Raw genomic sequence first — 25,807 nt, 5'->3', positions numbered from 1 at the left:
TATGATAGAATGCGTTCTTTTTGATCTAGATGGAACGATTGTCGATACGAATGAGCTAATTATTAGTTCGTTTATGTACGCGCTGAAGGATAATGGTCTAGCTCCACTCACTAGGGAAGAGATTATTCCGCATATGGGCACAACCCTTCAGCAACAGATGAGAGTCTTCTCTGGACTTGAGGATGTAAGTGGTGCGCTTGAGAAATCCTACCGTTCTTATAATTATGAACATCACGATGAGTTAGTACGTCCCTTTCCTCAAGTGAATGAAACAATGGAAGAGCTCTTACGTCGTGGAATTAAAATGGGGATTGTGACTACAAAAATTCGTCCAACAACGATTAAGTCGCTTGAGATGTTTGATTTGCTAAAGTACATGGATACGATTGTGACGGTGAACGATGTTACTGAACCAAAGCCACATCCAGAGCCTGTTCTGACAGCAGTCAATAACCTTGGCGTTGATCCTCGTAAAACTCTTATGGTGGGTGACAGTACGGTTGATATTCAGTCAGCAAAAGCTGCTGGTGTATATGCGGCTGGAGTATCGTGGTCTTTAAAAGGCGAAGAGACTCTCCGCAAGTATGATCCCGACTATATCATCCATAACATGAAGGATATTATAGAAATTGTGGAGCGAGGAACGAGTGAATCGTGAGAAACGTAACCCGATATCCTGTAGAAGGTCATAACTCACTTTGGTACATTTACCGTACGGTCAGCCCGTGGAAGGGTGTCCGCAACTTTATTTTTATTCAGATTGCCCGTTATTGCCCGATTCTACCGTTAAAGAACTGGATCTATCGTCGGATTCTCGGGATGAAGGTAGGCAAGCATACCTCCTTCGGTCTGATGGCGATGGTAGATGTATTTTTTCCGGAAAAAATAACGGTGGGTGAGAACTCTATTATCGGTTATAACACGACGATTCTGGCGCATGAGTATTTAATCAAGGAGTATCGCCTGGGAGAAGTAGTGATTGGTGAAAATGTATTGATTGGCGCGAATACAACGATTCTTCCCGGTGTAACCATCGGTGATTGGGCAGTTGTTGCCGCAGGATCAGTAGTACACAAGAACGTGGCGGCTGGCTCTTTTGTAGGAGGCAATCCACTGCGAGAGCTACGCCCAGCTTCATCGGAACATTCTTCGGAACAAGTGTAAAAGATGCTTCGTAAACCCTGCAGTTTCATATTGCGTTTTTTTAGCGCAGGATCTGCAGGGTTTCTTGCGTCTTGGAGAAGCATATTAAGAAAACTTTAAGATCTTCTTAAGTTTTTTATTCGGATGTAGGCGGTATAATTAACCTTAGTAATCACGTAAATCCCACGCTAGGCATTCAGCGTCAAATATCAGAATGTAAATTCAGCAAGTGCAGACTTCCTGGTATGTTCAGTTTCCACATTCCGCTTAGCGTCTCTATGAACAACCATCATAGTAGAGAAGAGGAATTTAATATGAATACTGTGAGACAGGAAAGGCTGCCCCAGCTGGATATTTTCAGAGCTCTAGCTATATTAGGAGTGCTGCATGTGCATGCCTCATCTTTTGCTGCTGGAGAGCAGGCACTGCATTCACCTTATTATTACTGGCTGAACTGGATTAACATTTTCTTTAAATTCGGTACGCCCTCATTTATTTTCCTTAGCAGCTTCGTATTGTTTTATAATTATTATGGTCGTCCTGTGACACGTAGCTTGATCATTAATTTCTACCGTCGGCGATTAAAGTATATCTTACTGCCTTATTTGCTAGCTTCTATGGGCTATTATGCACTAACTCTATATGTGAACGGACGATTGATGCAGAGCCTTGGAGATAACTTGTTAAGCTTTTCTAGAGCGTTATTCTCGGGTTCTGCATATGCGCATTTGTATTTTGTCTTTATTAGCATTCAGTTTTATTTGCTTTTTCCAGTGCTGCTTAAGCTACTGCAGAGTTCCCGCTTCTTAATGAAATGGGCGATACCGGTGGGTTTGGCGCTTCAGTGGGGTTTTATTTTTTGGAATAAGTACGAACTGCACATTGTTGAAAAAGGGAGCTTGGCGATCTCCTACCTGGCCTATTATATGATGGGTGCTTATCTCGCCATTCACTTTGAGAAGGTGAAGCTGTGGCTGATAAAGCCATGGAGTGAGCTGGCTGACAAGCAAAAGAGATGGACTGCCTTATTAGTTAGCTTGTGGTTAATTGCAGCCTTTATCCATGTGCAGCTATGGTATGTAGCCCGCCATTTTGGGGTGTGGACGGATTCGCTGTGGTACGAGCTGTTATGGAATGTTCATACGATGTTATCGGCATTGGTTCTGTTGTACGCTACATTTTTGCTTTATCGTAAGGCCCCTCGTGTGATCGTTGCTTTCTTGACTCGTTTAGGTGAGTTGTCATTTGCAATTTATTTGATTCATCCGCTATTGCTGGCGATATATCGTAGGTTCCGATATCATATTCCCCTAGAGTCGCTAACTTATGTTTTCTTCATCTATGGAGGACTTGTAGTTGCACTGGGAGGAAGCTGGTTCATGGTGCAGTTTGCTTTTCGCCGAATTCCTAAGTCATGGATCTTTTTGGGGAGTATTCCTCGGTCTCTAGAGTCTAGTTGGAAGGTAAAGTCAGGACATGCCTCGGAGGAGATGAGGAAGGTTAATACTTGATTTGGCATCATTTTGATGCGGAGCTTAACAGGAGGAAAGATAATGAGACAAAAAGAAAGAATTCCGCAGCTGGATATTTTTCGAGCGATTGCTATTTTTGCAGTGCTAGCTATTCATGCTACTTCACGAACGTTGGCGGAGACACTAGGTACAAACATGTTTCATCCGTTCTTATTTATTAATAAATTCAGCCAGTTTGCTGTACCTTCATTCATATTTTTGAGTGGGTTCGTGCTGTTCTATAACTATATTGATCGTCCTCTGGGCGGAAAGACGCTGGGGAAGTTCTACAGTAGAAGGCTGCTTTATATTATCGTGCCTTATGTACTATTTTCACTGTTGTATTTTGCATTAAAAATGACGGCGGGACATACATGGAGTTTACCTCCAGGGGAGATGGCTTCTAAGCTTTGGAAGTATTTGTGGACAGGAACAGCATACACGCATTTGTATTATATTATTATCATTATTCAGTTCTACGTATTGTTTCCGCTTATTCTGTGGTGTCTGCAAAAGGTTCGTCGTCTGGCGGCTTGGGCACCGCTAATCGGATTGATTCTACAATGGGGTTTTGTGCTGCTGAATAAATACATGACTAATAACGGGTATTGGCAGTTGTCCAAGGGCAGTCTGGCAATCACTTATTTCTCGTATTTCTTGCTGGGTGCTGGGATTGCAGTATATTATCCTTCTTTGAAAAAATGGCTGGTACCTTCACGTGAAGGCTGGCGCGCCGGTAAAGGTCCGGTATGGATTACGTTGTGGTTGTTATGGATCGTAGCAGGGGTTGTTCATGTAGAGTTATGGTTTAACAACTATACGAAGAAAACAGTCATCAATAGTTTATGGTATGAGGGATTCTCTAACCTTCATGCGCTACTCTCTTGTGTGGTGTTGTTACAAGTCTCCTTCTTATTGTACGGAGCGGGCCGAGGCTTGCTCACAAGACTGTTGTTATCTGCCGGAGCTTGCTCTTTTGGAATCTATTTACTGCATCCGTTACTGCTATTTTTCTATAGAAAATTACCGTTTCACGGGGGTTCTCTTGCATATACCGCAGCGATTGCTGGGGGTTGGCTCTTTGCGTTGTTAGGTTCATGGGTGGTAGTCGCCTTTGCCTTCCGATATATTAAATCGGCTTGGATCATCTTCGGATCGGGTCCACAGAAAGCAAAAGCAGGATCCAAAAGTGCATAGTCTATTGCAAGGAAATATAAAAGCGTCGGTTTTCTCACATATGTGGGTAGACCGACGCTTTTTATTTTTGCCTTATTCTCCAGCTTGTTCTCGCTGAAATTCTGCAATGGCTTGATACTGGCTTTCGAGACTACGGTAGACAGAAATATAGATCGGCAGCAGCTGCTTGTATATTTTGGTATGTTCATCAATTGGCTCATGCTTATAGGTTGAACCAATCATGTCAAACACCACATCAAAGGAATCTACACGACCCGTAGCATAAAGGCCAAGTACAACCGCACCGAGGCAGGAGCTCTCGATACTCTCCGGAATGACAACCTCCTGATCAAAGATATCAGCCATCATCTGTCGCCATAACGAGGAGCGGGCGAAGCCGCCTGTGGCTAGGATTTTGTTGGGACGCCCGATTTGCTCCTCCATCGCGAGGAGAACCGTATACATATTATAGATCACGCCTTCTAAGACCGACCGAATCATATGCTCCTTATGGTGGTTCATAGTAAGGCCAAAGAAGGAGCCGCGAGCATCCGGATTCCACAGCGGCGCCCGTTCCCCGGTCAAGTAAGGATGGAATAAAAGTCCCCCGCTTCCCGCAGGAACCTGCGCTGCAATGCGAGTCAGAACCTCGTAAGGATCAATGCCTAGTCGTTTGGCGGTTTCAACTTCAGAGGCCGCGAACTCGTCTCGTACCCAGCGGAACAGCATGCCACCATTATTGACGGGTCCTCCAATCACCCAATGTTTTGGGGTTAAGTTATAACAGAAGGTCCGTCCTTTGGGATCGGTGAGCGGGTGATCCACCACGGTACGAATTGCTCCACTCGTACCAATCGTAGCGGCCACTACACCGGGTTCAATTGCACCTACGCCGAGATTGGACAGGACGCCGTCACTGGCGCCAATAACAAATGGGGTTGTAGGGAGCAGCAGAAGTTCCTCAGCTAGACCAGGGAGCAGCCCTTGCATGATCTGTGTGGTGGGAACAAGCCGCGAGAGTTGATCCGCTGTAATATGAGCAATCTCTAAAGCTTCTTTATCCCACTCTAGATTCTCTAGATTGAGCATGCCTGTGGAAGAGGCAATGGAATGATCGATGACGTATTCGCCAAACAATCTTGCGAATATGTATTCTTTAATGGAAATAAATTTATAGGTTTGCTGGAATACGTCAGGCTGCTCTTCACGAAGCCACATTAGCTTGGTGATCGGAGACATTGGGTGTATAGGTGTACCTGTGCGTAGATACAATTCATGACCGTTTAGCTCATCCTTCAAACGAAGTGCGCATCCGGCACTGCGATTATCAGCCCATGTGATGCAGGCAGTTAGGGCCTTACCCAGTTTATCAACTGCAATGACACTGTGCATGGCTGAACTGAAGGAGACGAATAGGATTTCATCCGCAGATACACCGCTTTGCCGCATAACTTTAGAGATAGTATGGAAGACTGCACTCAGGATTTGTTCTGGGTCCTGCTCCGCTATTGAGGGTGAGGGCTGATGTAAGGGATATCCTACATTAGCTTGTGCAGCTATGTCTCCTTTTTCCTCGAAGAGAACTGCTTTGGTACTTGTAGTTCCAATATCAACGCCAATCATATAGGATTTAGTCACGCATTAGCCCTTCTTTCTAGTTGTAAGTAGATTTTTAGAACACTAATTACAGAATTATGAAGTACAATCATATTAGCTCATTATAGTATTGGATAAACGTGGAGGCAAAATAAAGGGATTCCCAAGTATTGGTTCGAAGTACATAAGTGTTTGATTTAGATTTTCTTTGTGAACAATTCAACCTAGGTAGACAAGCTTTAAGCATACAAGCATTAGAATGGAAGTCATAGCTTTACCCCGTTAGATTGACGAAAAAGCAGTGACCATGATACGATATTGAAAATACTTTAATTTGCTACCACTTTACCATAGTAAAGTAAATATAAACAGTATCTAATGATAACTGACGAGGTGAACAATGAAGATGTCCAAACCAAAGGGATTTGAGAAGCCGTCTGGCGTTCGGGACTATCTGCCCCGGGCCGTAACGAAATTACGCAAAATTGAGAATGATGTACTGCATTGCATGAGTCGCTGGGGTTATCAGCAAATGATGACTCCGACGCTAGAATATTACGATACAGTTGGCGTGGCTAGCTCTACGTCCGACCAAAAGCTTTATAAATTGCTCAACAATCGTGGTCAGGCGCTAGTGCTTCGTTCTGAAATGACAGCTCCGGTTGCCCGTGTTGTGGCATCTTTATTAAAGGATGAGCCATTGCCATTGCGGTTGTCCTATCACGCTAATGTTTTCCGTGCCATTGAGGAAGAAGCAGGGCGGGAAGCGGAGTTTTTCCAGACAGGGGTCGAGCTGGTAGGTGACGATTCACCTGAGGCTGATGCTGAAGTAGTGGCGCTCGCAATTTCATCTTTGCAGGCTGCGGGTGTGAAATCTTTTAAAATCGCTATGGGGCATGTAGGCTTTCTGAATGGATTATTTCAAGAGGCACTTCCACAATTGCCGGAGGCTCAGGAGGAGCTCAAAAGCCATTTGTTGGGCCGTGACTACGTCTCTTTTCGGGAGACATTACGCCGGCTGGATCTGACGGAAGCTCAGAAGAATGAACTGGATGGACTGTTACGTTTGCGTGGAGGCAAGGAGATTTGTGGACAGGCGCTGGAGCTTAGCGATCATCCGCTTGCCCGTCATTCAATAGATCATTTATGCAAGGTGTGGGAGGTACTGGTCTCTTACGGCGTATCACAGCATGTGCTGATCGATCTGACGATGATCGGGGACTTCTCTTATTATACAGGGATGACTTTCGAAGGCTATGCAGCGGAATTAGGGTTTCCGGTATGTAGTGGAGGCAGATATGATAATCTCCTTCAGCAGTTTGGACGTCCGATCCCTTCTACAGGTTTTTCTTTAAAAACGAATCGTATTCTCGATGGTGTGGCTGGATCGAGCGAAGAGGAAGAGCTGCCTATCTTGATCCAATATGATGCTACTCGCAGAAAAGAAGGTCTGGAAGAGGCAACACGCTTACGGTCGGAAGGGCACGCAGTAGTGACTAGACTAGCAGCAGGTCCAGAAGAGCTTGAAACGGTGAAGCGTCTAGATACGGATACGATCGAAGCAGATGGTATGCGGTACGGCGAAATCTATACCTTTGTATCTTTTGTAAGTGAACATGGCTGAGATATCGCTAGCAAGAATGAGCGGTTAAGATAAATTTTGTATGGAAATGGAAAAGGAGGCAACTTAACGATGGCACAGATTTTGAAGGTCGCTATGCCAAAAGGTCGGATTTATGAAAAGGCTGCTGAGCTGTTCCGCCAGGCAGGTCTCCCGATTCCACCGGATGGTGAGGCATCCCGCAAGCTTGTTATTCCGCTGCCTGAGGCAGGCATGGAGTTTATATTAGCTAAACCAGTAGATGTACCTACATATGTAGAATATGGTGTGGCCGACATTGGAATCGTGGGCAAGGACGTATTGCTGGAGGAAGATCGTGATGTATATGAGCTGCTTGATCTTGGCATCGCTCGATGCCGGATGTCGATCATTGGATTGCCGAACTGGCAGCCGGGGATTCAGCAGCGTGTAGCTACGAAATATCCGAATGTGGCATCAAAGTATTTCCGGGAACAGGGACAGCAGGTTGAAGTCGTGAAGCTGAATGGTTCAATTGAGCTTGCGCCGCTGATTGGTCTCGCTGATCGTATCGTGGATATGGTAGAGACGGGCCAAACGCTGCGGGATAACGGATTAATTGAAATGAAGAGCATATTCGAAATTACGAGCCGTCTTGTGGCCAATCGTGTGAGCTATCGGATGAAAAATGAAGAGATACAGCAGCTGTGTGACCGACTACAGGCGGTTATAGGGGAACCAAATTTGCGGTAGGTGACAGATGTTAAGGGGTAAAGGGAGGAACCGGCGATGAAGGTTGTATCGAGCAAGGATTTTAAGCTAGAGCGAGAAGTCGAGTATGGAACGCCAGAGCAAAATCAGGCGGTAAAGGAAATTGTATTCGCGATTAAAAAAGAAGGAGACACGGCGCTTCTTCGCTACACGGAGCAATTTGATCGGGTCACGCTCACGCCGAATCAGCTGCGGGTAACGCCGGAAGAGCTTCAGGCGGCGTATGGCCGGGTAGAAGAATCTTTCGTATCCGCTATTCAAGCGGCTGCAGCAAATATCCGGGCTTTTCATGCTAGACAGAAACGGAATTCGTGGATGGATCTTCAGCCCGATGGCACGATTCTGGGACAGATTATTCGTCCGCTGAAGCGGGTAGGGGTATATGTTCCTGGTGGTAAGGCAGCTTATCCTTCCTCGGTGCTGATGAACGTGATCCCTGCACAGATCGCAGGCGTGCCGGAGATCGTTATGGTAACCCCGCCATCCACCGGCGGCAAAGAAGGGATTGATCCTTACATCCTGGTTGCTGCTGCAGAAGCAGGGGTGAATGAAATCTACCGTGTGGGCGGAGCGCAGGCGGTAGCTGCTTTGGCTTTTGGGACGGAGAGCATAGCGCCGGTAGATAAGATATGTGGGCCCGGCAATATATACGTTGCGCTAGCGAAACGCGAGGTATATGGTGCCGTGGACATCGACAGTATCGCGGGACCAAGCGAAATTGTCGTGCTCGCAGATGAGACCGCTGAGCCGGCCTATGTCGCAGCGGATCTGCTCTCGCAGGCCGAGCATGACGAGATGGCCTCGGCGATTCTAGTCACGCCATCGCAGAGCTTGGCGGATAGCGTGGCTGCTGAAGTGGAGCGTCAGCTACAGGAGCTACCGCGACAGGCGATCGCCCGTTCATCCGTAGAAAATTACGGGGCGATCATTGTTGTGGAATCTATGGAGGAGGGAATCTCCGTAGTGAATCGGTTGGCACCTGAGCATCTAGAGATTGTTGTCGAGGATCCAATGGGCCTTGTGGGCAGCATCGAGAATGCGGGGGCGATCTTCCTGGGAGCGTATAGCTCGGAGCCCGTGGGCGACTATTTTGCCGGACCGAATCATATTATCCCGACCAATGGTACGGCACGCTTCTCATCGCCAGTGGATGTGGATGATTTTATAAAGAAATCAAGTCTGATCTATTACAGTAAAGAAGCACTCCTGCGGGATGGAAAGACCATTATAGAGCTGGCGCGTCGCGAAGGGTTAGAAGGCCACGCACGAGCCATTGAGATTCGACTCAAGAACGAAGGAAAAGGTGGAGACGGATATGGAGAACAATAATGAACAGGCCTTGCGCCAAGCAGGATTAAGCCGTAAAACAAACGAGACGGATATCAAGCTGTCTCTTAACGTAGATGGAAGTGGAGTTTCCGAGCTGGAGACGGACGTTCCTTTTCTGAATCATATGCTGGACCTATTTACGAAGCACGGCCAGTTTGACCTGTCAGTACAGGCGCGGGGAGATATCGAAATTGATGATCACCACACGGTTGAAGACATCGGGATCTGCCTAGGTCAAGCGCTGCACGAAGCACTGGGTGATAAAAAGGGAATCAAACGTTATGCGAGTGTTTTTGTACCGATGGATGAGGCGTTGGCGCAGGTTGTGATCGATATCAGCAATCGCCCACACTTTGAATATCGCGCAACGTATCCTTCACAGCAGGTGGGCAGCTTTTCGACGGAGCTTGTTCAGGAATTCTTATGGAAGTTCGCGCTGGAAGCTCGGATTACGCTGCATGTGATCGTACACTACGGTTCTAACACACATCACATGATTGAGGCTGTATTCAAGGCGCTCGGACGGGCACTCGATGAAGCGACACTGATTGATCCACGTGTGAAGGGTGTGCCTTCTACGAAGGGAGTGCTGTAGCATGACTGTTGCAATCGTCGATTATGGCATGGGCAACCTGCACAGTGTGAGCAAGGCGGTAGAACGTCTCGGTTATGAGTGTGTAGTGACGGGGGAAGCCGAGCAAATTCTCGCTGCTGATAGTGTCATTCTGCCTGGTGTCGGTGCATTTGGCGATGCGATGGAGCAGCTGCGGGAAAGTGGTTTGGATCGTGTGGTCAAACAGGTAGCTGCCGGAACCCAGCCGCTGCTAGGAATCTGTCTTGGTATGCAACTACTGTTTAGCAGCAGTGAAGAGCATGGCAGCCATGAGGGACTTGATATTCTCTCAGGCTCAGTGGTGCGTTTCGCTCCTAGAGATGGCTATAAGGTACCGCATATGGGTTGGAACAAGCTGAGCTTTAGGCAGCCGCTAAGTCCGCTTTTTGCAGATCTTGATGAGGGTCATGTGTACTTTGTGCACTCTTATCACGCGCTTGTAGCGAATGAGAGTGATCTGCTGGCTATCACCGATTATGGTTACCCAGTCACAGCTATTGTGGGGCAAGATAATGTGTTCGGCATGCAGTTCCATCCTGAAAAAAGTGGGGAGCTGGGAATCAAGCTGCTGGGCAATTTTTTGAAATTAAAGGGAGAGCGGGCGTAAGCCGCGCTATAAATATAATGTAACGAAAGTGGGGAGCGCCAAATGTCTTCTTTTATTGTATATCCGGCGATTGATATCCGGGATGGAAAATGTGTCAGGCTGCAGCAGGGGGATTACAGTCAGGAAACGATATACAATGATAGCCCACTGGAGGTGGCAAAATCATGGGAAGAGCAGGGCGGAAAGTTCATTCATTTGGTGGACTTAGATGGCGCGAAAGCAGGTCATCCTGTGAATGATGCGATTATCGGCGCTATTGCTGCTAATGCTAATGTGCCTGTTCAGGTGGGCGGTGGCCTTCGTAATCTTGCGGACGTGGAAAAATTGCTTGGGCTTGGCGTTAGTCGGGTTATTATCGGAACTGCTGCGATTAACGATCATGCTTTTACTGAAGCGGTATTGGCTAAATACGGTGATAAAGTAGCTATCGGCATTGATGCGCGCAACGGTTATGTTGCGACACATGGCTGGTTGAACACCTCTGAGGTACGTGCTGAGGATCTGGCTAAGGAACTGGCTGCAAAAGGAGCCGAGACGTTCATTTACACCGACATCTCCCGCGACGGGATGATGCAGGGTCCGAACGTGGAGGGCATTGTGTCCATGGCGAAGGTCAGCGGTAAAACGGTGATCGCCTCCGGCGGAGTCACCAGTCTTGATGATCTGTTACGTCTGAACGTACACAGCGGCAGCGGTGTGGGCGGAGCTATTGTTGGCAAGGCGTTGTACACGGGCAATATTGATCTTTCCAAAGCTTTGCAGGCGCTCGGGCAGAAGTAGTGCTGAGTATGTGCGTTAGTTGACGAACCTGACTAATTAACTCGTTCTTACTCTGTGAAAATCATATTTAGGGGTGCTGGTTGTATTTTGTGCAATAGAAAGCTGCTTAAAGAAGCTGAATGCTTATCTGACTGCACTTTGTACAATCCAAACAGTTCAAAGCTCTTATTTTTGTGGATTTCTCAGGAATCTATTGCACGAAATGCAACAGGCGGCACAATTAGATTGTTTGAGGTCGATTCTATTGTACAGAATGCAATAGAACGTTGAACTAGGCTAATAAGCCACTAAGCTATTGAGCGACTAAGGTGGTTTCAGCTAAAGCCTGCTGTGGAATCTGCTGCAATAAGTTAATTAAGCGGCAGGTTGGGCATTATTCCTCTGATAGTATAAGTGTACTTCATACAACTATTGTTCCAATTCAGAATCCTTTAGCTAACGGAGGGCTTGCTGGACGGACGGTGAAATAACTGCATATTGTGCAACTAATTATGCTTATTATTTCATGAGCGCAAGCCCACATATCGCCTATATGAATGTGGTCTTGCGGTTGTCGCGAGCCCGTCGTCCTGCTAGAGCAAGAATCGTGGGAACATAGTGATTATAGAGTGAGTGGAGCGGGATTTAGGGGGATCAAAATGTTTTAGGGAAACACATGGAAAGGGGGATTAATAATGTTAGCAAAACGTATCATCCCCTGTCTTGACGTTAAGGACGGACGGGTAGTCAAAGGCGTTAACTTTGTGAATCTGCGTGATGCCGGAGATCCGGTAGAGCTGGCAGCGCTGTATGACCGTGAGGGTGCAGATGAGCTTGTGTTTCTCGATATATCGGCTTCCGTAGAAGGCCGGGCGACCATGATTGATGTTGTGCGGCAGACCGCAGGTGAAATCGCCATTCCTTTCACAGTGGGTGGCGGGATCTCTACACCTGATGATATGAAGCGGATTCTTCGTGCAGGTGCAGACAAAATCGGCATTAATACGGCTGCTATCACTAATCCACAGTTAATTTTGGAAGGTGCACGCCGTTTTGGCTCTCAATGTATTGTGGTAGCAATAGATGCTAAATATAACGAGGCATTTGGTGAATGGGAAGTGTATACGCATGGTGGTCGCAAGCCCACTGGCATCCGTGCTCTGACCTGGGCCAAGGAAGCTGAAAAGCTGGGTGCAGGTGAAATTTTGCTCACAAGTATGGATGCAGATGGGACGAAAGATGGCTTCGACCTGAAGCTGACTTCAGCAGTAAGCGATTTACTTAGTATTCCTGTGATTGCTTCTGGCGGCGCTGGGAAGAAGGAGCATTTTTACGATGTATTTACGGAAGGGAAAGCCGATGCGGGACTGGCGGCGACCATTTTTCACTATAAAGAGATTGCCATTAACGACTTAAAGGCTGACTTGAAGCAAAAAGGGGTAGAGATCCGATGAGCGAAACAGAAAAGAATACATCCATTAGCCAAAAAGAAGCGCTGGCCGGCATTCGCTGGAATGAAGCGGGGTTGGTGCCTACCGTTGTGCAGGATGCTAACACACTAGAAGTTTTGATGGTTGCTTATATGAATTCGGAATCGTTGCAGCTCTCGTTGGAAAGTGGCCAGACCTGGTTCTGGAGCCGCTCACGCAGCGAGCTTTGGCACAAAGGTGGAACCTCAGGCAATACACAAGCGATTACTTCCATATCCTATGATTGTGATAGTGATACACTGCTCGTGAAGGTTGTCCCTGAAGGACCAGCTTGCCATACTGGAGCTACGTCATGCTTTTTCCGTGACATTCCTTTGAATAACCAAGCCGAGGAGTCTCAGAAATCGGTAGCTACTAGCCTTACGGATGGTGAGCGTTTTGCTGTTCTTGGTGAGCTGGAGCGCGTGATTGCTGAGCGGGAAGTAGAGCGTCCGGAAGGCGCGTACACAACTTATTTGTTTGATAAAGGTGTCGATAAGATCCTTAAGAAGGTAGGCGAAGAAGCCTCTGAAACGATTATTGCCGCCAAAAATAAAGATAATGCCGAGCTGCGTCTTGAAGTTAGTGATCTGATCTACCACTTACTAGTACTGCTACAGGAGCGCAAGCTTCCGCTGGATGAAATCATGGAAGAGTTGAGTACCCGCCACGAGCGCCCACGCCGGGACCAGTACTAGGGAGGGAACTGACGGATGCATATCGATTACCACACGCATCATGAGCGCTGCGGTCATGCCGTGGGCAAGCTTGAGGAGTATGTGCAGCGTGGGATACAGCTTGGTCTTCAGCAGCTAGGGTTATCCGACCACTTGCCGCTCATCCATGTTGATCCCGCTAGCTATTACCCTGAAATGGCCATGCCAATGGCTGAACTGCCTCGTTATGTGGAGGAATGCCTGACGCTGAAGGAACGCTACCGCGGAGTCATAGACCTGCGGGTAGGGCTGGAAGCAGATTATATTGAAGGCTACGAGGATCAAATTCGTGAGATTTTATCTCCTTACCCATGGGATTATCTGATAGGCTCTGTGCATTTTCTCGGGGAGTGGGATATCACGGATTATCGACAGGTTGATGGCTGGGAAGGCAAGGATGAACTAGAGGTATATCGCCTTTATTATGATGCTGTAAAGAAGTCGGCGTTATCAGGATTATATGATATTATAGGACATATGGATGTTATTAAACGGTTCGGCTATGGTCCTCAGACACCAGAAGGTAAAGCAGAGGTGAGAACGCAGGAGCTGGAAACCTTAAAGGTTATAGCGGATAGCGGAATCGCCATGGAGCTGAATGCTTCAGGACTTACCAAGCCATGTGCTGAGATGTTCCCGGCGGAACATCTGCTACAGGAGGCTTTTAAGCTCGGTATACCACTTACGCTCGGCTCGGATGCACATGACCCTGCCAAGCTTGGTGACGGCTTGCAAGAGGCACGTAGCATGCTTTGGCACACAGGCTTCCGTGAGCTGGCTGTATTTGAGGGACGCCGTCGTACCACTGTTCCGTTCAAACTATAATTTATAATCCGCAGGAGGGTATTATGCATCATCAACAATTACGTATTTTTTCCGGTTCGTCGAATCCAAAGCTGGCGGCAGATATTGCAGAGCGACTTGGTGTTGAATTGGGGCAGATTAAGCTGACCCGTTTCATGAGCGGCGAGATTTACGTGCATTACGAAGAGAGCATCCGGAACTGCGACGTATTTTTGGTGCAATCCCTATCCCATCCCATTAATGAGATGTTCGTGGAACTGCTCGTGATGATAGATGCTGCTAAACGGGCATCAGCACGTACAGTTAACATTATTGTGCCGTATTATGGATACGCTCGACAGGAACGTAAGTCTGCACCTCGTGAACCGATCTCGGCTAAGATGGTAGCTGATGTACTTACGACCGCGGGCGCAACCCGTGTAATCACTATCGATTTGCATGCAGCGGCAATTCAAGGCTTTTTCAACATTCCGGTCGATCATTTGACTGCTCTCGATTTGATCAGCAGCCATTTGAAGGCCAAGGCTATGTCTGATTTGGTCATTGTTTCTCCGGATGCCGGACGTGCATCAATGGCTGAGAAGCTGGCAAATAAGCTGGATTCACCTTTTGCCATTATGATCAAGAAGCGTCCAGCCCATAATGAATCTGTAATCACTCATGTCATTGGTGATGTCGAGGGACGTACACCGATCATTATCGAGGACCTGATTGATACAGGGACTACCATCGTGAATGTGGTTGAGGGTCTGAAAGAGAGAGGTGCGAAGGACAGTATCGTCTGTGCAACGCATGGATTGTTCTCAGGACCTGCGCTGCAGCGGCTTGACCATCCCTCTGTTCAGGAAGTGGTCATTACGGACTCTATTGCGCTGCCAGATGATCATTCAAGTCGGTTTACGGTCTTATCGGTGGCACCGATGCTTGCACAAGCTACACGTATTATTCTTGAGGGCGGTTCGATCGATAAGCTTTTCAGAGACGCGGGAATTTAATTCCCCGTCTTTTTTATTTTTATGTGAAAAAGTTGCTGTTTGTGGAGTGGTAGAGTCTTTCTCAACTTGAGAATCTCGCGGTCACATGTGGTATACTGTGTGAAGATAGCCGCACCCATAAAGGGAACGGAATAGCGATTAAGTTTGGAGCTCCGGTATACCCCATTGGGCGCCGTCCTCCTATTTTTTCGTTAGTATAAAAGGAAGCTTCTTATAAGGGGGTGCCTTGCTTCCATGATGGAGAGAACTTCAGAGTATGAGGAGAATGGTAATGTTATTCCTGTCACTCTGAATGCCAATTTTTTCTTTGAAAGAGCCGTTCGGTCCTTGGATCGCTTTCAATATGATAAGGCATTAAAGAATTTTCGCAAAGCTGTAGAGTACGAACCGGAGAACCCGGTAAATCATTGTAACGTAGCAGGCGTATTATCAGAGATGGGTAATTATGAGGCGTCTAACGACATTTTGACCCATGTGCTGGAGAATATTGATCCTGGAATGACGGAATGTTATTTCTATATGGCTAACAACTTCGCCAATATGGAAAGCTATGAGGAGGCAGAACGCTCACTTGTTACTTATCTCGAAGAAGATGTGAACGGTGAATTTCTGGCCGAATCGGAAGAGTTGATGGAACTACTGCAATATGAGCTGGATCGTCCTGCACCACTTATCCGGATTAGAAGCCGGGAAGGGGTAATAGAGCATGAGCGGGCCCGAGCGCTGTTGGAGGAAGGCAAGTTTACACAAGCCGTAACTTTGCTTGAAGAGATTGTGAGCAATACGCCAGACTTCTTGGCGGCGCATAACAACCTAGCCCTTGCGTATTTCTATATGGGTCGTTTTACCAAAGCCAAAGAATGCATTATGCGGGTGCTTGAACAGGACTCTGGGAATTTGCACGCACTTTGTAACTTGGCGATCTTTTTGCAGTATGAAGGTGACCGCGGGCAACTGGCTGGATTATTACGTCTGCTAGAGACGACTATTCCTTTTCACCAGGAGCATTTATTCAAGATGGCCACTACGATGGGGATTCTGGGACGGCATAGAACCGCCTATGGTCATTTTCGGCGCCTGCTGAAAGATGAGGAAGTCGGCGGTGACGCCAGTTTGTACCATTACTGTGCGGCAGCAGCAAGTAATAGCGGTCTCTATGCAGAGGCTCAGCGTTGCTGGCAAAAAGCTGCTAAGCTGGATCCGGAATCGGCTGTGCCGAGATTTTTTCTGGCCCAACTGCAGCAAGCGCAGGGGGAAGGCAAGGCGTTGTCTCCAATCAGTTACAACTATCAGCTCCCCTTTCAAGAGCAGCTGAAGCTGTGGAAAGACAACAAAGGCAGTTTTGCTGAAGAGGTGCGGAACAATCCACTGCTTCGGTCTTCCTTCTTCTGGGCACTTCGCTACGGTGATGCCAATACGAAGCTTCAGGTTACGGAAGCTCTGCGCTGGATTGAGGATGAAGAAATGTCCGAGATTCTACAAGGACTTCTGAAACAACAGCCATTGCAGGAAGAAAAGCTGCAGGAAGCTGCGCTTCTGAGCCTGCAACGACTGATTGGTAGTGTTCCGGAGGAAAATGTACTTCAGGAAGCCAAAGAAACTTCTAATGCACGTCTGAAGGGATTACCAGAATGGAGAGAAGATTGGCAAAAAGTCATCGACCAGACGGTAAGTATGATGGACCGGAGATTTGATGCCGTTCAGAAAAAAGATGCTGAATTACTTTGGAAGCAATTCGTGAGTAGCATATATCCAGATGTTCCTTTTATCCGTCAAACGGAAGGCTGGTGTGCTGCTTTAGAATATCTGATCGCAAAAATGCATAACCTTCCAGTCACCTACCGCGAGGTAGCTCAGCGTTATGACGTATCCGTGTCGATGGTCAGTCGTTATGCTCGGCGTATCGATGATGAATGTAGTTTTCAGGGAAGTGTGAGCGACAGTCTTCCCCCGTTTACTGAAAATATCTAAATTCTTGATGCATAAACCCTATTGTGAGGAGGCCACTGTTATGTACAAAACGATTGTAATCGGAACAGGCCCGGCCGGGCTTACTGCTGCTATTTATCTGGCACGTGCCAACCTTAACCCACTTGTAATTGAAGGGATGCAGCCAGGTGGACAACTGACAACGACAACGGAAGTGGAGAACTTTCCAGGTTTTCCCGAAGGGATTCTCGGCCCGGATTTAATGGACAACATGCGGAAGCAGGCTGAACGTTTTGGTGCTGAATTCAAGAATGGTTGGGTGGATTCAGTGGATTTTTCACAGCGTCCATTTAAAGTGACAGTAGATGGTTTGGGTGTATTAGAGGCAGAGTCGGTAATTATCTCTACCGGTGCTTCTGCCAGATATTTAGGAATACCAGGGGAGCAGGAGAATGTGGGCCGTGGGGTCAGCACTTGCGCTACTTGTGATGGCTTCTTTTTCCGGAACAAGAAGATTATCGTGGTCGGTGGTGGAGACTCTGCGATGGAGGAAGCCAGCTTCTTAACAAGATTTGCTTCTAGCGTAACCGTGGTTCATCGTCGTGATGAGCTCAGAGCTTCAAAAATTATGCAGGACCGCGCACGCGATAACAGTAAGGTTGTGTGGGCACTTAACCGTACACCGCTTGAAGTAACAACCGGCGAGTCTGGAGTTAAGGGACTGACGGTTCGCAACAATGTTACAGGGCTTGAAGAACTCATCGAAGCGGACGGCGTGTTTGTCGCTATTGGTCATACGCCGAATACCGGATTCTTGGGCGGTCAGATTACGACCGATACCAATGGTTATATTGTAGTAAATCCAGGTACTACCGAGACGAACATTCCGGGTGTATTCGCTTGCGGCGACGTACAGGATACCCGTTACCGTCAAGCGATCTCCGCAGCAGGGACTGGCTGTATGGCAGCAATGGACGCTGAGAAATATCTTGAGGGCACAATGGTACATGACTGGAGCGAAAACTTGGGTAGTTAATATAACTAAATTTAATCGGAATGAATTCAAGCAGGTGATCCTTATCTTAAAGGGGCGCCTGCTTTTTTTGTAGCAGGAAGCTGGGTGCTGTTAAAATAACTGTAACAATGTCTTTCGAAAAGGGCTTGCGCATTTTAAAAATACGTTTACAATAAGAGATAATGTTAACGTAAACAATTCGAACATATTTAGCAACCAAATTATTATAATTTAAAGAAATAAATAAGTTAAAATATCATAATCTGAAAAATGTTCACGTTAAACTAATCGTAACTCCCATTATGATTATAAAGGAGAGCAGCAAACCTCATGAGCAAAAAATTCATGGATGAGAACTTCCTGTTGTCGAGCGAGACCGCCATTAAGCTGTTTCATAATCATGCGAAAGATATGCCTATTATCGACTATCATTGCCACCTCAGTCCTCAAGAGATCTATGAGAACAAGACGTTCAACAATATTACCGAAGCTTGGCTGTATGGCGACCATTACAAATGGAGAGTGATGCGGGCAAATGGTGTAGAGGAGAAGTTCATTACTGGTGATGCTAGTGACTATGAAAAGTTCTTGGCATGGTCTAGAACCGTTCCTAAGATTATCGGGAATCCGCTCTATCATTGGACACATCTTGAGTTGCAGCGTTTCTTTGGAGTATATGATTTGCTAAATGAGGCTAATGCTCCGAAGATTTGGGATGAAGTGAACAGACAGTTGCAAGGTGAAGGATATGGAGCGAGAGATCTAATTGTTAAATCGAAAGTAACTGTTGTATGTACCACCGATGACCCAGTAGATTCTCTGGAATATCATGAAAAAATCAGCAGCTTGAGTGGATTCGATGCCAGCGTAGTTCCGGGGTTTCGTCCAGATAAAGCCCTTGAGATTAATCGTCCTACCTTCAAGCCTTGGGTAGCCCAGCTAAGCGAAGTCTCAGGAATGGATGTTGAGAATTATGGTCAGTTTCTAGAAGCATTGGAGAGCAGAGTGAGATTCTTCCATGCCAGAGCGGGCCGTGTATCCGATCATGCTTTGGATGCAGTAATGTTTGAGCCTGCTACCTTGGAGGAAGCTACGGCTATATTCAACAAAGCTCTTCGTGAAGGCACTATAAGTGAGAGAGAAGAAAAGAAATATAAAGGGTTCACATTAGTATTCCTTGGCAAATTGTACAACGAGCTGGATTGGGCGATGCAATTCCATATCCATGCGCTACGCAATAATAACAGCGTAATGTTCGGACGACTCGGCCCTGATACCGGCTATGATTCGATTAATGATGGCGTGATTGCTAAACCGCTGGCAGGTCTGTTAGATGCGCTGGACCGTGAGAATGCGCTGCCTAAGACCATTTTGTACTCACTGAACCCTAATGATAATCATGTCATTGCTGGTTTAATGGGCTGCTTCCAAGGGGGCGGTATTCCAGGGAAAATTCAATTCGGAACGGCATGGTGGTTCAATGACAATAAGGATGGCATGCTGGAACAGATGAAGACGCTCGCTAACCTCGGTGTGCTTAGCCAGTTTGTCGGGATGCTAACAGACTCTAGAAGTTTTTTATCATATACCAGACATGAGTATTTTAGAAGAATCCTATGTGATCTTGTAGGCTCTTGGGTAGAGAATGGAGAAGCTCCGGAGGATATGGAGCTACTGGGTAGTATGATTGAGAATATCTGTTACAATAACGCTGATCATTATTTCAATTTCTCGAAACAGGCATTGGTGACTAGGTAATCGTTATGATATCCTTACATGGAAGAGCCAAACCCGTTTGATAAGGAAGGTTGACCCATGGCACCTACAATCAAGGATATCGCCAAACTGGCGAATGTTTCACATACAACTGTATCAAGAGCACTTAACAACAGTCCCCTAATTAAAGAAGTTACACGTAAAAAAATTGCCGAGATCGCTGCGCAAGTGGGTTATGTCCCCAATTACAATGCCAAAAGCCTTGTGATGCAGCGGTCATACACCATTGGCTTGTTCTTCACGAGTATCGCCAACGGCACCACGTCTGGTTTCTTCTCTGATACGATTCGTGGTGTAAATAGTGTCATAGATGTAGAGTATAATCTGTTCATCCGTGGGATCGACGATTATGCGGAATATTCCTCTATTCATCACAAACGCTTTGATGGAATTATTCTAATGAGCCAGAGTGAAGCAGATAATAAATTCATTTACCATGTTGTCCAGCAAGGCATTCCAATCGTTGTGCTGAATCGGCAGATAGATGATCGCTCCATTATTAATATCATCTCGAATGATCGGGAAGGCGCTTATCATGCAGGCAAACACCTGATTGAGTCGGGGCATCAAGACATTGCGATCATTGAAGGTGTTGAGGGCTTTAAATCCACGCAGGAACGCAGAGACGGTTTTATAAAAGCTTTGATTGACCATAATATCCCTGTTCGTAACGATTATATGAGAAATGGTAATTACGATATGCAAAGTGGATATGAGGCGATGGGCAAGCTGCTAGATTTGGAAAAACCGCCGACGGCAGTATTCTGTTCCAATGACGATATGGCGATCGGGGCTATGAAAGCTGTGTTTGAGCGCGGGCTGCAGGTGCCGAACGATGTTTCTATTGTTGGTTTTGATGATATTGGATTTTCGCTCTTTGCGAATCCTTCGCTTACCACAGTTAAACGTCCTATTGAGAAGATCAGCGAGCAAGGAGCCCGCAAGCTGCTAAGCTTAATTAAAGAACCTTTGGAGAATGACGGGCTAACCTCCATTGATACGAAGTTTATTGCGAGAGAATCGGTTAGGAAACTGTAGAAGCAAAAAGCTGCGCATAGCAGCATGATCCTTTCACTTGTGAAGGATTTTGAACTAAAATTTTCACGTGTGCATAAATTAATAAAATAGTAATATAAACATTTTCTTATAAAGTATATTTAATTAGTTTTACGTGTGCATTTATAAATTAGGAGGCGTTTATATGAACAGATTAAATAGTGATAGTTGGAGAGCTTACAAACAATATCCTGAGAAGGTTCTGCAATTTGGAGAAGGCAATTTCATGCGCGCTTTTGTAGATTGGCAGATTCATACCATGAATCAAAAAACGGATTTCAATGGTGGCGTGGTGGTTGTACAACCGCTGGGTAACGGACTTGCAGAAATGCTAAATGCTCAGAACGGTTTATACACGTTGTATCTCCAAGGAATCAAAGATGGAGCAGCGGTAAAAGAACATGAGGTCATCAACTGTATTACACGAACGCTTAATCCTTTTGCCCAGCATGAGGAGTATATGAAGCTTGCCGAGAATCCAGAGCTGCGCTTTATCGTCTCCAACACCACTGAGGCGGGAATTGCTTTTGAAGCGGGCGACAAGTTAACCGATGCTCCGCAGAGCAGTTTCCCAGGTAAACTGACGGCCTTATTGTATAAGCGTTTTGAATTTTTTAACGGTGATGCTTCTAAAGGTTTTATCATCATTCCGTGCGAGCTGATTGACCGAAATGGGGATGAGCTTAAGAAGGTTATTTTGAAATATGCTGACCTGTGGAATCTGGGAGAGGGCTTTGTAAACTGGATGAATGAAGCCAACACCTTCTGCTGTAGTTTGGTAGATCGCATCGTTCCTGGATATCCAAGAGACACCATTGCTGAGATTACGGAAGAATTGGGCTATGAGGATAAGCTGGTCGTTATCGGCGAGCAATTCCATCTTTGGGTGATTGAAGGACCGCAGTGGATTAAAAAGGAGTTCCCGGCTGAACTAGCAGGTCTTAATGTGGTCGTGGTAGATGATATGACCCCTTACCGGACGCGTAAAGTGAGAATTCTAAACGGAGCTCATACCGCATTGACACCAGTAGCGTATTTGTACGGCATTGATACGGTTGCCGAGGCCATTGAGCACGAAGAGGTTGGGGCGTACGTGAAGTCCTTAATCTACGATGAGATCATTCCGACGCTGGATCTGCCGGTAGAGGAATTGAATTCTTTTGCAGACGCGGTATTGGAAAGGTTCCTGAATCCTTATGTGCAGCATTACTTGATGAGCATCTCCCTTAATTCTATCTCGAAATTTAAGACAAGAGATCTGCCTTCTTTATTGCAATATGTAGATTCCAAAGGACAATTGCCCGAGAAGCTTGTTTTCTCAATGAGTGCATTAATTGCCTTCTATAAAGGACGTAGAGGGGAAGAAGAGATTCAGCTGGCGGATGATGCGGATATTTTGGAATGGTTCGCCTCCTTGTGGGGAGGATGGGATGGCACAGACACTGGGTTACGGGCACTGGCTGTCGAGGTATTAGCAGCGACAAATCGCTGGGGCTGTGACCTGAATGAAGTGGCTGGTCTTAATGACAAGGTGACAGAAGGGCTCATTGCGATTGAGAGAACAGGTATGAAGCAAGCGCTGCAAGCGTACGTGAAGAGACCTGCACACAACTAATACACAGGAGGTGGATAACGACATGATTAAGACTATGAAAGAGGTACTGCAGATCAACGAGGCTGATAACGTGGCAGTTGCACTTAAAGACTATCAAGCAGGCGACACCATTGTGATTGGTTCAAAAGAAATTAAAATTACGGAAGATATTGCTAGAGGTCATAAAATTGCACTAACCAGCATTAGCGAAGGCGAGAATGTATTGAAGTATGGTTATCCCATCGGTCATGCTAAAGCGCCTATCGTGCCGGGCCAGTGGGTGCATACCCATAATACGAAGACAAACCTAACAGGGGTTGAGGAATATACTTTTGAGCAGAAGCTGACCCCCAATCCTTTTAAAACGGAGAATTTGACCTTTAAGGGGTATCGTCGCTTTGACGGATCTGTAGGTATTCGTAATGAGCTGTGGATCGTCCCTACGGTTGGTTGTGTGAATGGAGTGGCGGAGCAGATCATCAATATTTTTAAGGCAGAGGTTGGGGATATTGCGCCGTTCGATAACGTGCTCGTACTGAAGCATAACTATGGTTGCTCCCAGCTGGGTGATGATCATGACAATACCCGTACAATACTTGCTAACGCGGTTAAGCATCCAAATGCGGGCGCCGTTCTTGTGCTCGGACTAGGTTGTGAGAATAACAATTTGCATATTTTTAAAGACATGCTGGGTAGTTACGATGACGATCGAGTGCGTTTTCTTGTCTCCCAAGAGGTTGGAAACGAGATTGAAGAAGGCGTAAAGCTGCTGAAGGAACTCTACAATAACGTACAGGGCGATCATCGGGAAGAAGTCGCACTCTCTGAGCTGAAGATTGGTCTGAAGTGTGGAGGCTCGGATGGCCTGTCCGGGATTACAGCGAATCCGCTTCTTGGACGTCTGTCTGACTATATGGCTGCCCAAGGCGGCACAACTGTACTCACTGAAGTACCTGAAATGTTTGGCGCCGAAAAGATTCTGATGGAACGTGCTGCAGACGAAGCTATTTTCCACAAAATTGTTGATCTCATCAATGACTTTAAGCAGTATTTCATGGACTATAAACAGCCGGTATATGAAAATCCTTCGCCAGGCAATAAAGCCGGAGGAATTACTACGCTTGAGGATAAATCGCTGGGTTGCACTCAAAAATCCGGTAATTCTACGGTAATGGATGTACTCAAGTATGGAGAGCTTATCACTAACAAAGGCTTAAATCTTCTTAACGCGCCGGGCAATGACCTAGTAGCTTCGTCGGCTCTGGCTGCTGCTGGCTGCCAATTGGTGATCTTTACGACCGGACGGGGGACGCCTTTTGGTACATTCGTGCCAACAATGAAGGTGTCTACCAATACCCCATTGTATGAAGGCAAACGTCACTGGATCGATTTTAACGCAGGTGTGTTGGTTGAAGATGGTTCTCCAGATGAGGTTCTGCGTGACTTCATTAACTACATTATCAGCGTGGCTAGTGGGGAATGGGTAAATAACGAGAAGAATAACTTCCGCGAGATATCCATATTTAAAACAGGAGTAACGCTATAATAAATAATTTATTACGAATTAGACTGTCCCTTATGCTATTTAGCGTAGGGGGCAGTTTTTTTAATTTCACATTACATAATCCATCTTTAAAAGAACGGTCCTTGCTTTCTTCTGATTTAGTGATTGCAATCACTATTGCTTTGTACGGCCTATGCTAATCTGTTGTTGAGAATAGTTCTCATATAAAGGAGAAGAGTCCAATGGAAAAAATGCTGCGAATGGATGAGTCTATCTTCGAGATGGTATCCCGGCATCCGGAGGTCGTTGAGATTATGGTAGAGCTGGGCTTTAAGGACATTGCTAAGCCAGGTATGCTGCAGACCGCTGGCCGTTTCATGACCTTATCCAAAGGAATCAAGCTGAAGAAAATGGATCTCGATACCGTGAAGTTAGCATTTGAACGACACGGCTTCGAGATTATGAAATAAAGGAATCTATCATCAAAATTTTCATTAAGGAGAGATCAATAATGAGTGAATTGATAAATAACCGCGAGGTTGATGTACCGGAGCTAACTCGTCGCCAAGCCATGCTCAAGGAGATTATTAAAGAACTGCATGCAGGCAAAAGTGTTGAAGAGGTTAAGGCACGCTTCGAGGAAGCTGTAGGTGATGTTACTGTTGCGGAAATCTCTGCAATGGAGCATTCGTTAATGACTGAAGAGGGAATTCCAGTATCCGAGGTACAGCGGCTTTGTTCGGTGCATACAGCAATATTCAAAGGCTCTATTGAGCAAATTCACCGTTCCTCAAAGCCTGAAGAACAACCCGGCCACCCAGTCCACACCTTCAAGCTAGAAAACCGTGAGATTGAAAGACTTGTGAACTTCCGTTTAGATTTGCATGCTACCAAATTCCAGAAGAATGACAGCGAGGAGCTGATCTTTAAGCTGCTGGAGGATCTTAGCTTACTGCTGGATCTAGATAAACACTATAGTCGAAAAGAAAATCTGTTGTTCCCTTACCTTGAAAAATACGGCATTTATGGACCAACCAAGGTAATGTGGGGCGTGGATGATCATATCCGTCGTATGATTAAAGATGCAAAAGCAGCGCTCAGCGGCTACAGCGGAAATGCAGCAGATATTGGTGTTCAACTTACGGAGATCATCAAGGAAGTTAATGAAATGATTTTTAAGGAAGAAAATATTTTATTGCCTATGTCGCTGGATAAATTGACGGAAGACGAATGGGTCAAAATCGCTCGGGAGAGCGATGAGATCGGATTCTGCCTAACGGCGCCGGAGCAGGAGTGGATACCCGAACGTGCCGCAGAGCCGGAAGGTGCAGCATTGCAGGGTGAAGCAGTGGGAGCCGCTCCGCAAGAAGGGTTCATCCGTTTTGAGACAGGGCTGTTGTCATTGCATCAGCTCGAAACAGTACTCAATCACCTGCCAGTAGATCTGACATTCATTGATGAGAATGATGTCGTTCGATATTTTTCACACGGGAAGCAACGTATCTTTGCCCGAACTAAGGCAGTTATCGGCCGCACGGTACAGAACTGTCATCCGCCTCAAAGTGTTCATGTGGTGGAGAAGCTTCTGGAAGATTTTAAGGCAGGTCGTAAGGATGCTGAGGACTTCTGGATCAACATCAAGGATAAATTTATCTATATCCGTTATTTCGCCGTCCGAGACGAGACTGGTCGGTATATGGGTACGCTGGAGTTTACACAGAATATCGCACCTATCCGTGCACTGGAGGGGCAAAAGCGTATTTTGTCAGAATAAATGGGTGATTTAGGTTATTTTCCAGATAATAATATAGTCAGAAGACTCTCTTACTTAGTCGTAAGGGGGTCTTTTTAGAATATAATAGAGT

The 25,807-nt window shown here is 46.3% G+C and carries 23 protein-coding genes; 22 read left to right on the top strand and 1 reads right to left on the bottom strand.

Features of this window, described 5'->3' with window-relative positions; all coding sequences use genetic code 11:
- Window position 1: 1 nt before the first annotated feature.
- The 4 genes from ppaX (at window position 2) to MKX35_RS02615 (ending at window position 3,851) form a co-directional block, all read left to right on the top strand.
- Entirely contained in the window at window positions 2-658 is a 657-nt protein-coding gene (gene ppaX, locus MKX35_RS02630) for a pyrophosphatase PpaX (protein WP_076286834.1), read from the top strand.
- Window positions 655-1,164: an acyltransferase gene (locus MKX35_RS02625; RefSeq protein WP_179086715.1), complete on the top strand. Its 510-nt coding sequence runs from the start codon at window positions 655-657 to the stop codon at window positions 1,162-1,164. The genes ppaX and MKX35_RS02625 overlap by 4 nt, the downstream gene beginning before the upstream one ends.
- A gap of 293 nt (window positions 1,165-1,457) precedes the next feature.
- Window positions 1,458-2,654: an acyltransferase gene (locus tag MKX35_RS02620; RefSeq protein ID WP_076299981.1), complete on the top strand. Its 1,197-nt coding sequence runs from the start codon at window positions 1,458-1,460 to the stop codon at window positions 2,652-2,654.
- A gap of 42 nt (window positions 2,655-2,696) precedes the next feature.
- Window positions 2,697-3,851, top strand: a complete 1,155-nt coding sequence (locus tag MKX35_RS02615; RefSeq protein WP_076299980.1) for an acyltransferase — start codon at window positions 2,697-2,699, stop codon at window positions 3,849-3,851.
- 72 nt (window positions 3,852-3,923) lie between these two features.
- Here the strand turns inward: MKX35_RS02615 and gntK are convergent, their stop codons facing one another.
- Window positions 3,924-5,453 (bottom strand): gluconokinase, encoded by a 1,530-nt coding sequence (gene gntK, locus MKX35_RS02610; RefSeq protein ID WP_076299996.1) that lies wholly within the window; start codon window positions 5,451-5,453, stop codon window positions 3,924-3,926.
- 379 nt (window positions 5,454-5,832) lie between these two features.
- On the opposite strand from gntK, the gene MKX35_RS02605 reads away from it, so the two are divergent.
- The 18 genes from MKX35_RS02605 (at window position 5,833) to MKX35_RS02520 (ending at window position 25,716) form a co-directional block, all read left to right on the top strand.
- On the top strand, window positions 5,833-7,050 hold the full coding sequence (locus tag MKX35_RS02605; RefSeq protein WP_042193089.1) for an ATP phosphoribosyltransferase regulatory subunit: 1,218 nt from the start codon (window positions 5,833-5,835) through the stop codon (window positions 7,048-7,050).
- Window positions 7,051-7,119: 69 nt separating this feature from the next.
- Window positions 7,120-7,758, top strand: a complete 639-nt coding sequence (gene hisG, locus MKX35_RS02600) for an ATP phosphoribosyltransferase (RefSeq protein WP_042123270.1) — start codon at window positions 7,120-7,122, stop codon at window positions 7,756-7,758.
- Between the two features lie 36 nt (window positions 7,759-7,794).
- Window positions 7,795-9,105 carry a histidinol dehydrogenase gene (gene hisD, locus MKX35_RS02595; protein WP_076286830.1) on the top strand — a complete coding sequence of 437 codons (1,311 nt, stop codon included), beginning with the start codon at window positions 7,795-7,797 and terminating at the stop codon, window positions 9,103-9,105.
- Complete coding sequence (hisB, locus tag MKX35_RS02590) at window positions 9,092-9,700, top strand: imidazoleglycerol-phosphate dehydratase HisB (RefSeq protein WP_036687073.1); 609 nt, start codon at window positions 9,092-9,094, stop codon at window positions 9,698-9,700. Before hisD ends, hisB begins: the two co-directional genes overlap by 14 nt.
- Before the next feature lies 1 nt (window position 9,701).
- Window positions 9,702-10,325: an imidazole glycerol phosphate synthase subunit HisH gene (gene hisH, locus MKX35_RS02585; protein ID WP_076299979.1), complete on the top strand. Its 624-nt coding sequence runs from the start codon at window positions 9,702-9,704 to the stop codon at window positions 10,323-10,325.
- Window positions 10,326-10,367: 42 nt separating this feature from the next.
- Window positions 10,368-11,105, top strand: coding sequence for a 1-(5-phosphoribosyl)-5-[(5-phosphoribosylamino)methylideneamino]imidazole-4-carboxamide isomerase (gene hisA, locus MKX35_RS02580; protein WP_076286827.1), 738 nt, complete (start codon window positions 10,368-10,370; stop codon window positions 11,103-11,105).
- 674 nt (window positions 11,106-11,779) lie between these two features.
- Window positions 11,780-12,538, top strand: coding sequence for an imidazole glycerol phosphate synthase subunit HisF (gene hisF, locus MKX35_RS02575; RefSeq protein WP_076299978.1), 759 nt, complete (start codon window positions 11,780-11,782; stop codon window positions 12,536-12,538).
- Window positions 12,535-13,251 carry a bifunctional phosphoribosyl-AMP cyclohydrolase/phosphoribosyl-ATP diphosphatase HisIE gene (hisIE, locus tag MKX35_RS02570; RefSeq protein WP_076299977.1) on the top strand — a complete coding sequence of 239 codons (717 nt, stop codon included), beginning with the start codon at window positions 12,535-12,537 and terminating at the stop codon, window positions 13,249-13,251. The genes hisF and hisIE overlap by 4 nt, the downstream gene beginning before the upstream one ends.
- A 15-nt stretch (window positions 13,252-13,266) precedes the next feature.
- Window positions 13,267-14,094 (top strand): histidinol-phosphatase HisJ, encoded by an 828-nt coding sequence (gene hisJ / locus MKX35_RS02565; RefSeq protein WP_076299976.1) that lies wholly within the window; start codon window positions 13,267-13,269, stop codon window positions 14,092-14,094.
- A 23-nt stretch (window positions 14,095-14,117) separates the two neighbouring features.
- Window positions 14,118-15,068: a ribose-phosphate diphosphokinase gene (locus MKX35_RS02560; protein WP_042123288.1), complete on the top strand. Its 951-nt coding sequence runs from the start codon at window positions 14,118-14,120 to the stop codon at window positions 15,066-15,068.
- Between the two features lie 234 nt (window positions 15,069-15,302).
- Window positions 15,303-17,039 carry a tetratricopeptide repeat protein gene (locus MKX35_RS02555; protein ID WP_076286824.1) on the top strand — a complete coding sequence of 579 codons (1,737 nt, stop codon included), beginning with the start codon at window positions 15,303-15,305 and terminating at the stop codon, window positions 17,037-17,039.
- 40 nt (window positions 17,040-17,079) lie between these two features.
- Entirely contained in the window at window positions 17,080-18,033 is a 954-nt protein-coding gene (gene trxB, locus MKX35_RS02550) for a thioredoxin-disulfide reductase (protein WP_076299975.1), read from the top strand.
- Between the two features lie 309 nt (window positions 18,034-18,342).
- Window positions 18,343-19,770 (top strand): glucuronate isomerase, encoded by a 1,428-nt coding sequence (gene uxaC / locus MKX35_RS02545; RefSeq protein ID WP_076299974.1) that lies wholly within the window; start codon window positions 18,343-18,345, stop codon window positions 19,768-19,770.
- Window positions 19,771-19,827: 57 nt separating this feature from the next.
- On the top strand, window positions 19,828-20,826 hold the full coding sequence (locus MKX35_RS02540) for a LacI family DNA-binding transcriptional regulator (RefSeq protein ID WP_076299973.1): 999 nt from the start codon (window positions 19,828-19,830) through the stop codon (window positions 20,824-20,826).
- Between the two features lie 163 nt (window positions 20,827-20,989).
- Window positions 20,990-22,459, top strand: coding sequence for a tagaturonate reductase (locus MKX35_RS02535; protein WP_076299972.1), 1,470 nt, complete (start codon window positions 20,990-20,992; stop codon window positions 22,457-22,459).
- Window positions 22,460-22,493: 34 nt separating this feature from the next.
- Window positions 22,494-23,984 (top strand): UxaA family hydrolase, encoded by a 1,491-nt coding sequence (locus MKX35_RS02530; RefSeq protein WP_076299995.1) that lies wholly within the window; start codon window positions 22,494-22,496, stop codon window positions 23,982-23,984.
- 200 nt (window positions 23,985-24,184) lie between these two features.
- The gene (locus MKX35_RS02525; RefSeq protein WP_076299971.1) at window positions 24,185-24,412 is read left to right on the top strand and encodes a DUF1858 domain-containing protein; all 228 of its coding nucleotides are present in this window, start codon (window positions 24,185-24,187) and stop codon (window positions 24,410-24,412) included.
- A 41-nt stretch (window positions 24,413-24,453) separates the two neighbouring features.
- Window positions 24,454-25,716 (top strand): DUF438 domain-containing protein, encoded by a 1,263-nt coding sequence (locus tag MKX35_RS02520; RefSeq protein ID WP_076299970.1) that lies wholly within the window; start codon window positions 24,454-24,456, stop codon window positions 25,714-25,716.
- Window positions 25,717-25,807 lie beyond the last annotated feature (91 nt).

This window comes from Paenibacillus sp. FSL R5-0923 (assembly GCF_038009145.1).
In the GTDB taxonomy this organism is placed as follows: Bacteria; Bacillota; Bacilli; order Paenibacillales; family Paenibacillaceae; genus Paenibacillus_AQ.
The sequence above is the reverse complement of the archived record's forward strand: the minus strand, read 5'-3'. Positions and strand labels throughout refer to the sequence as shown.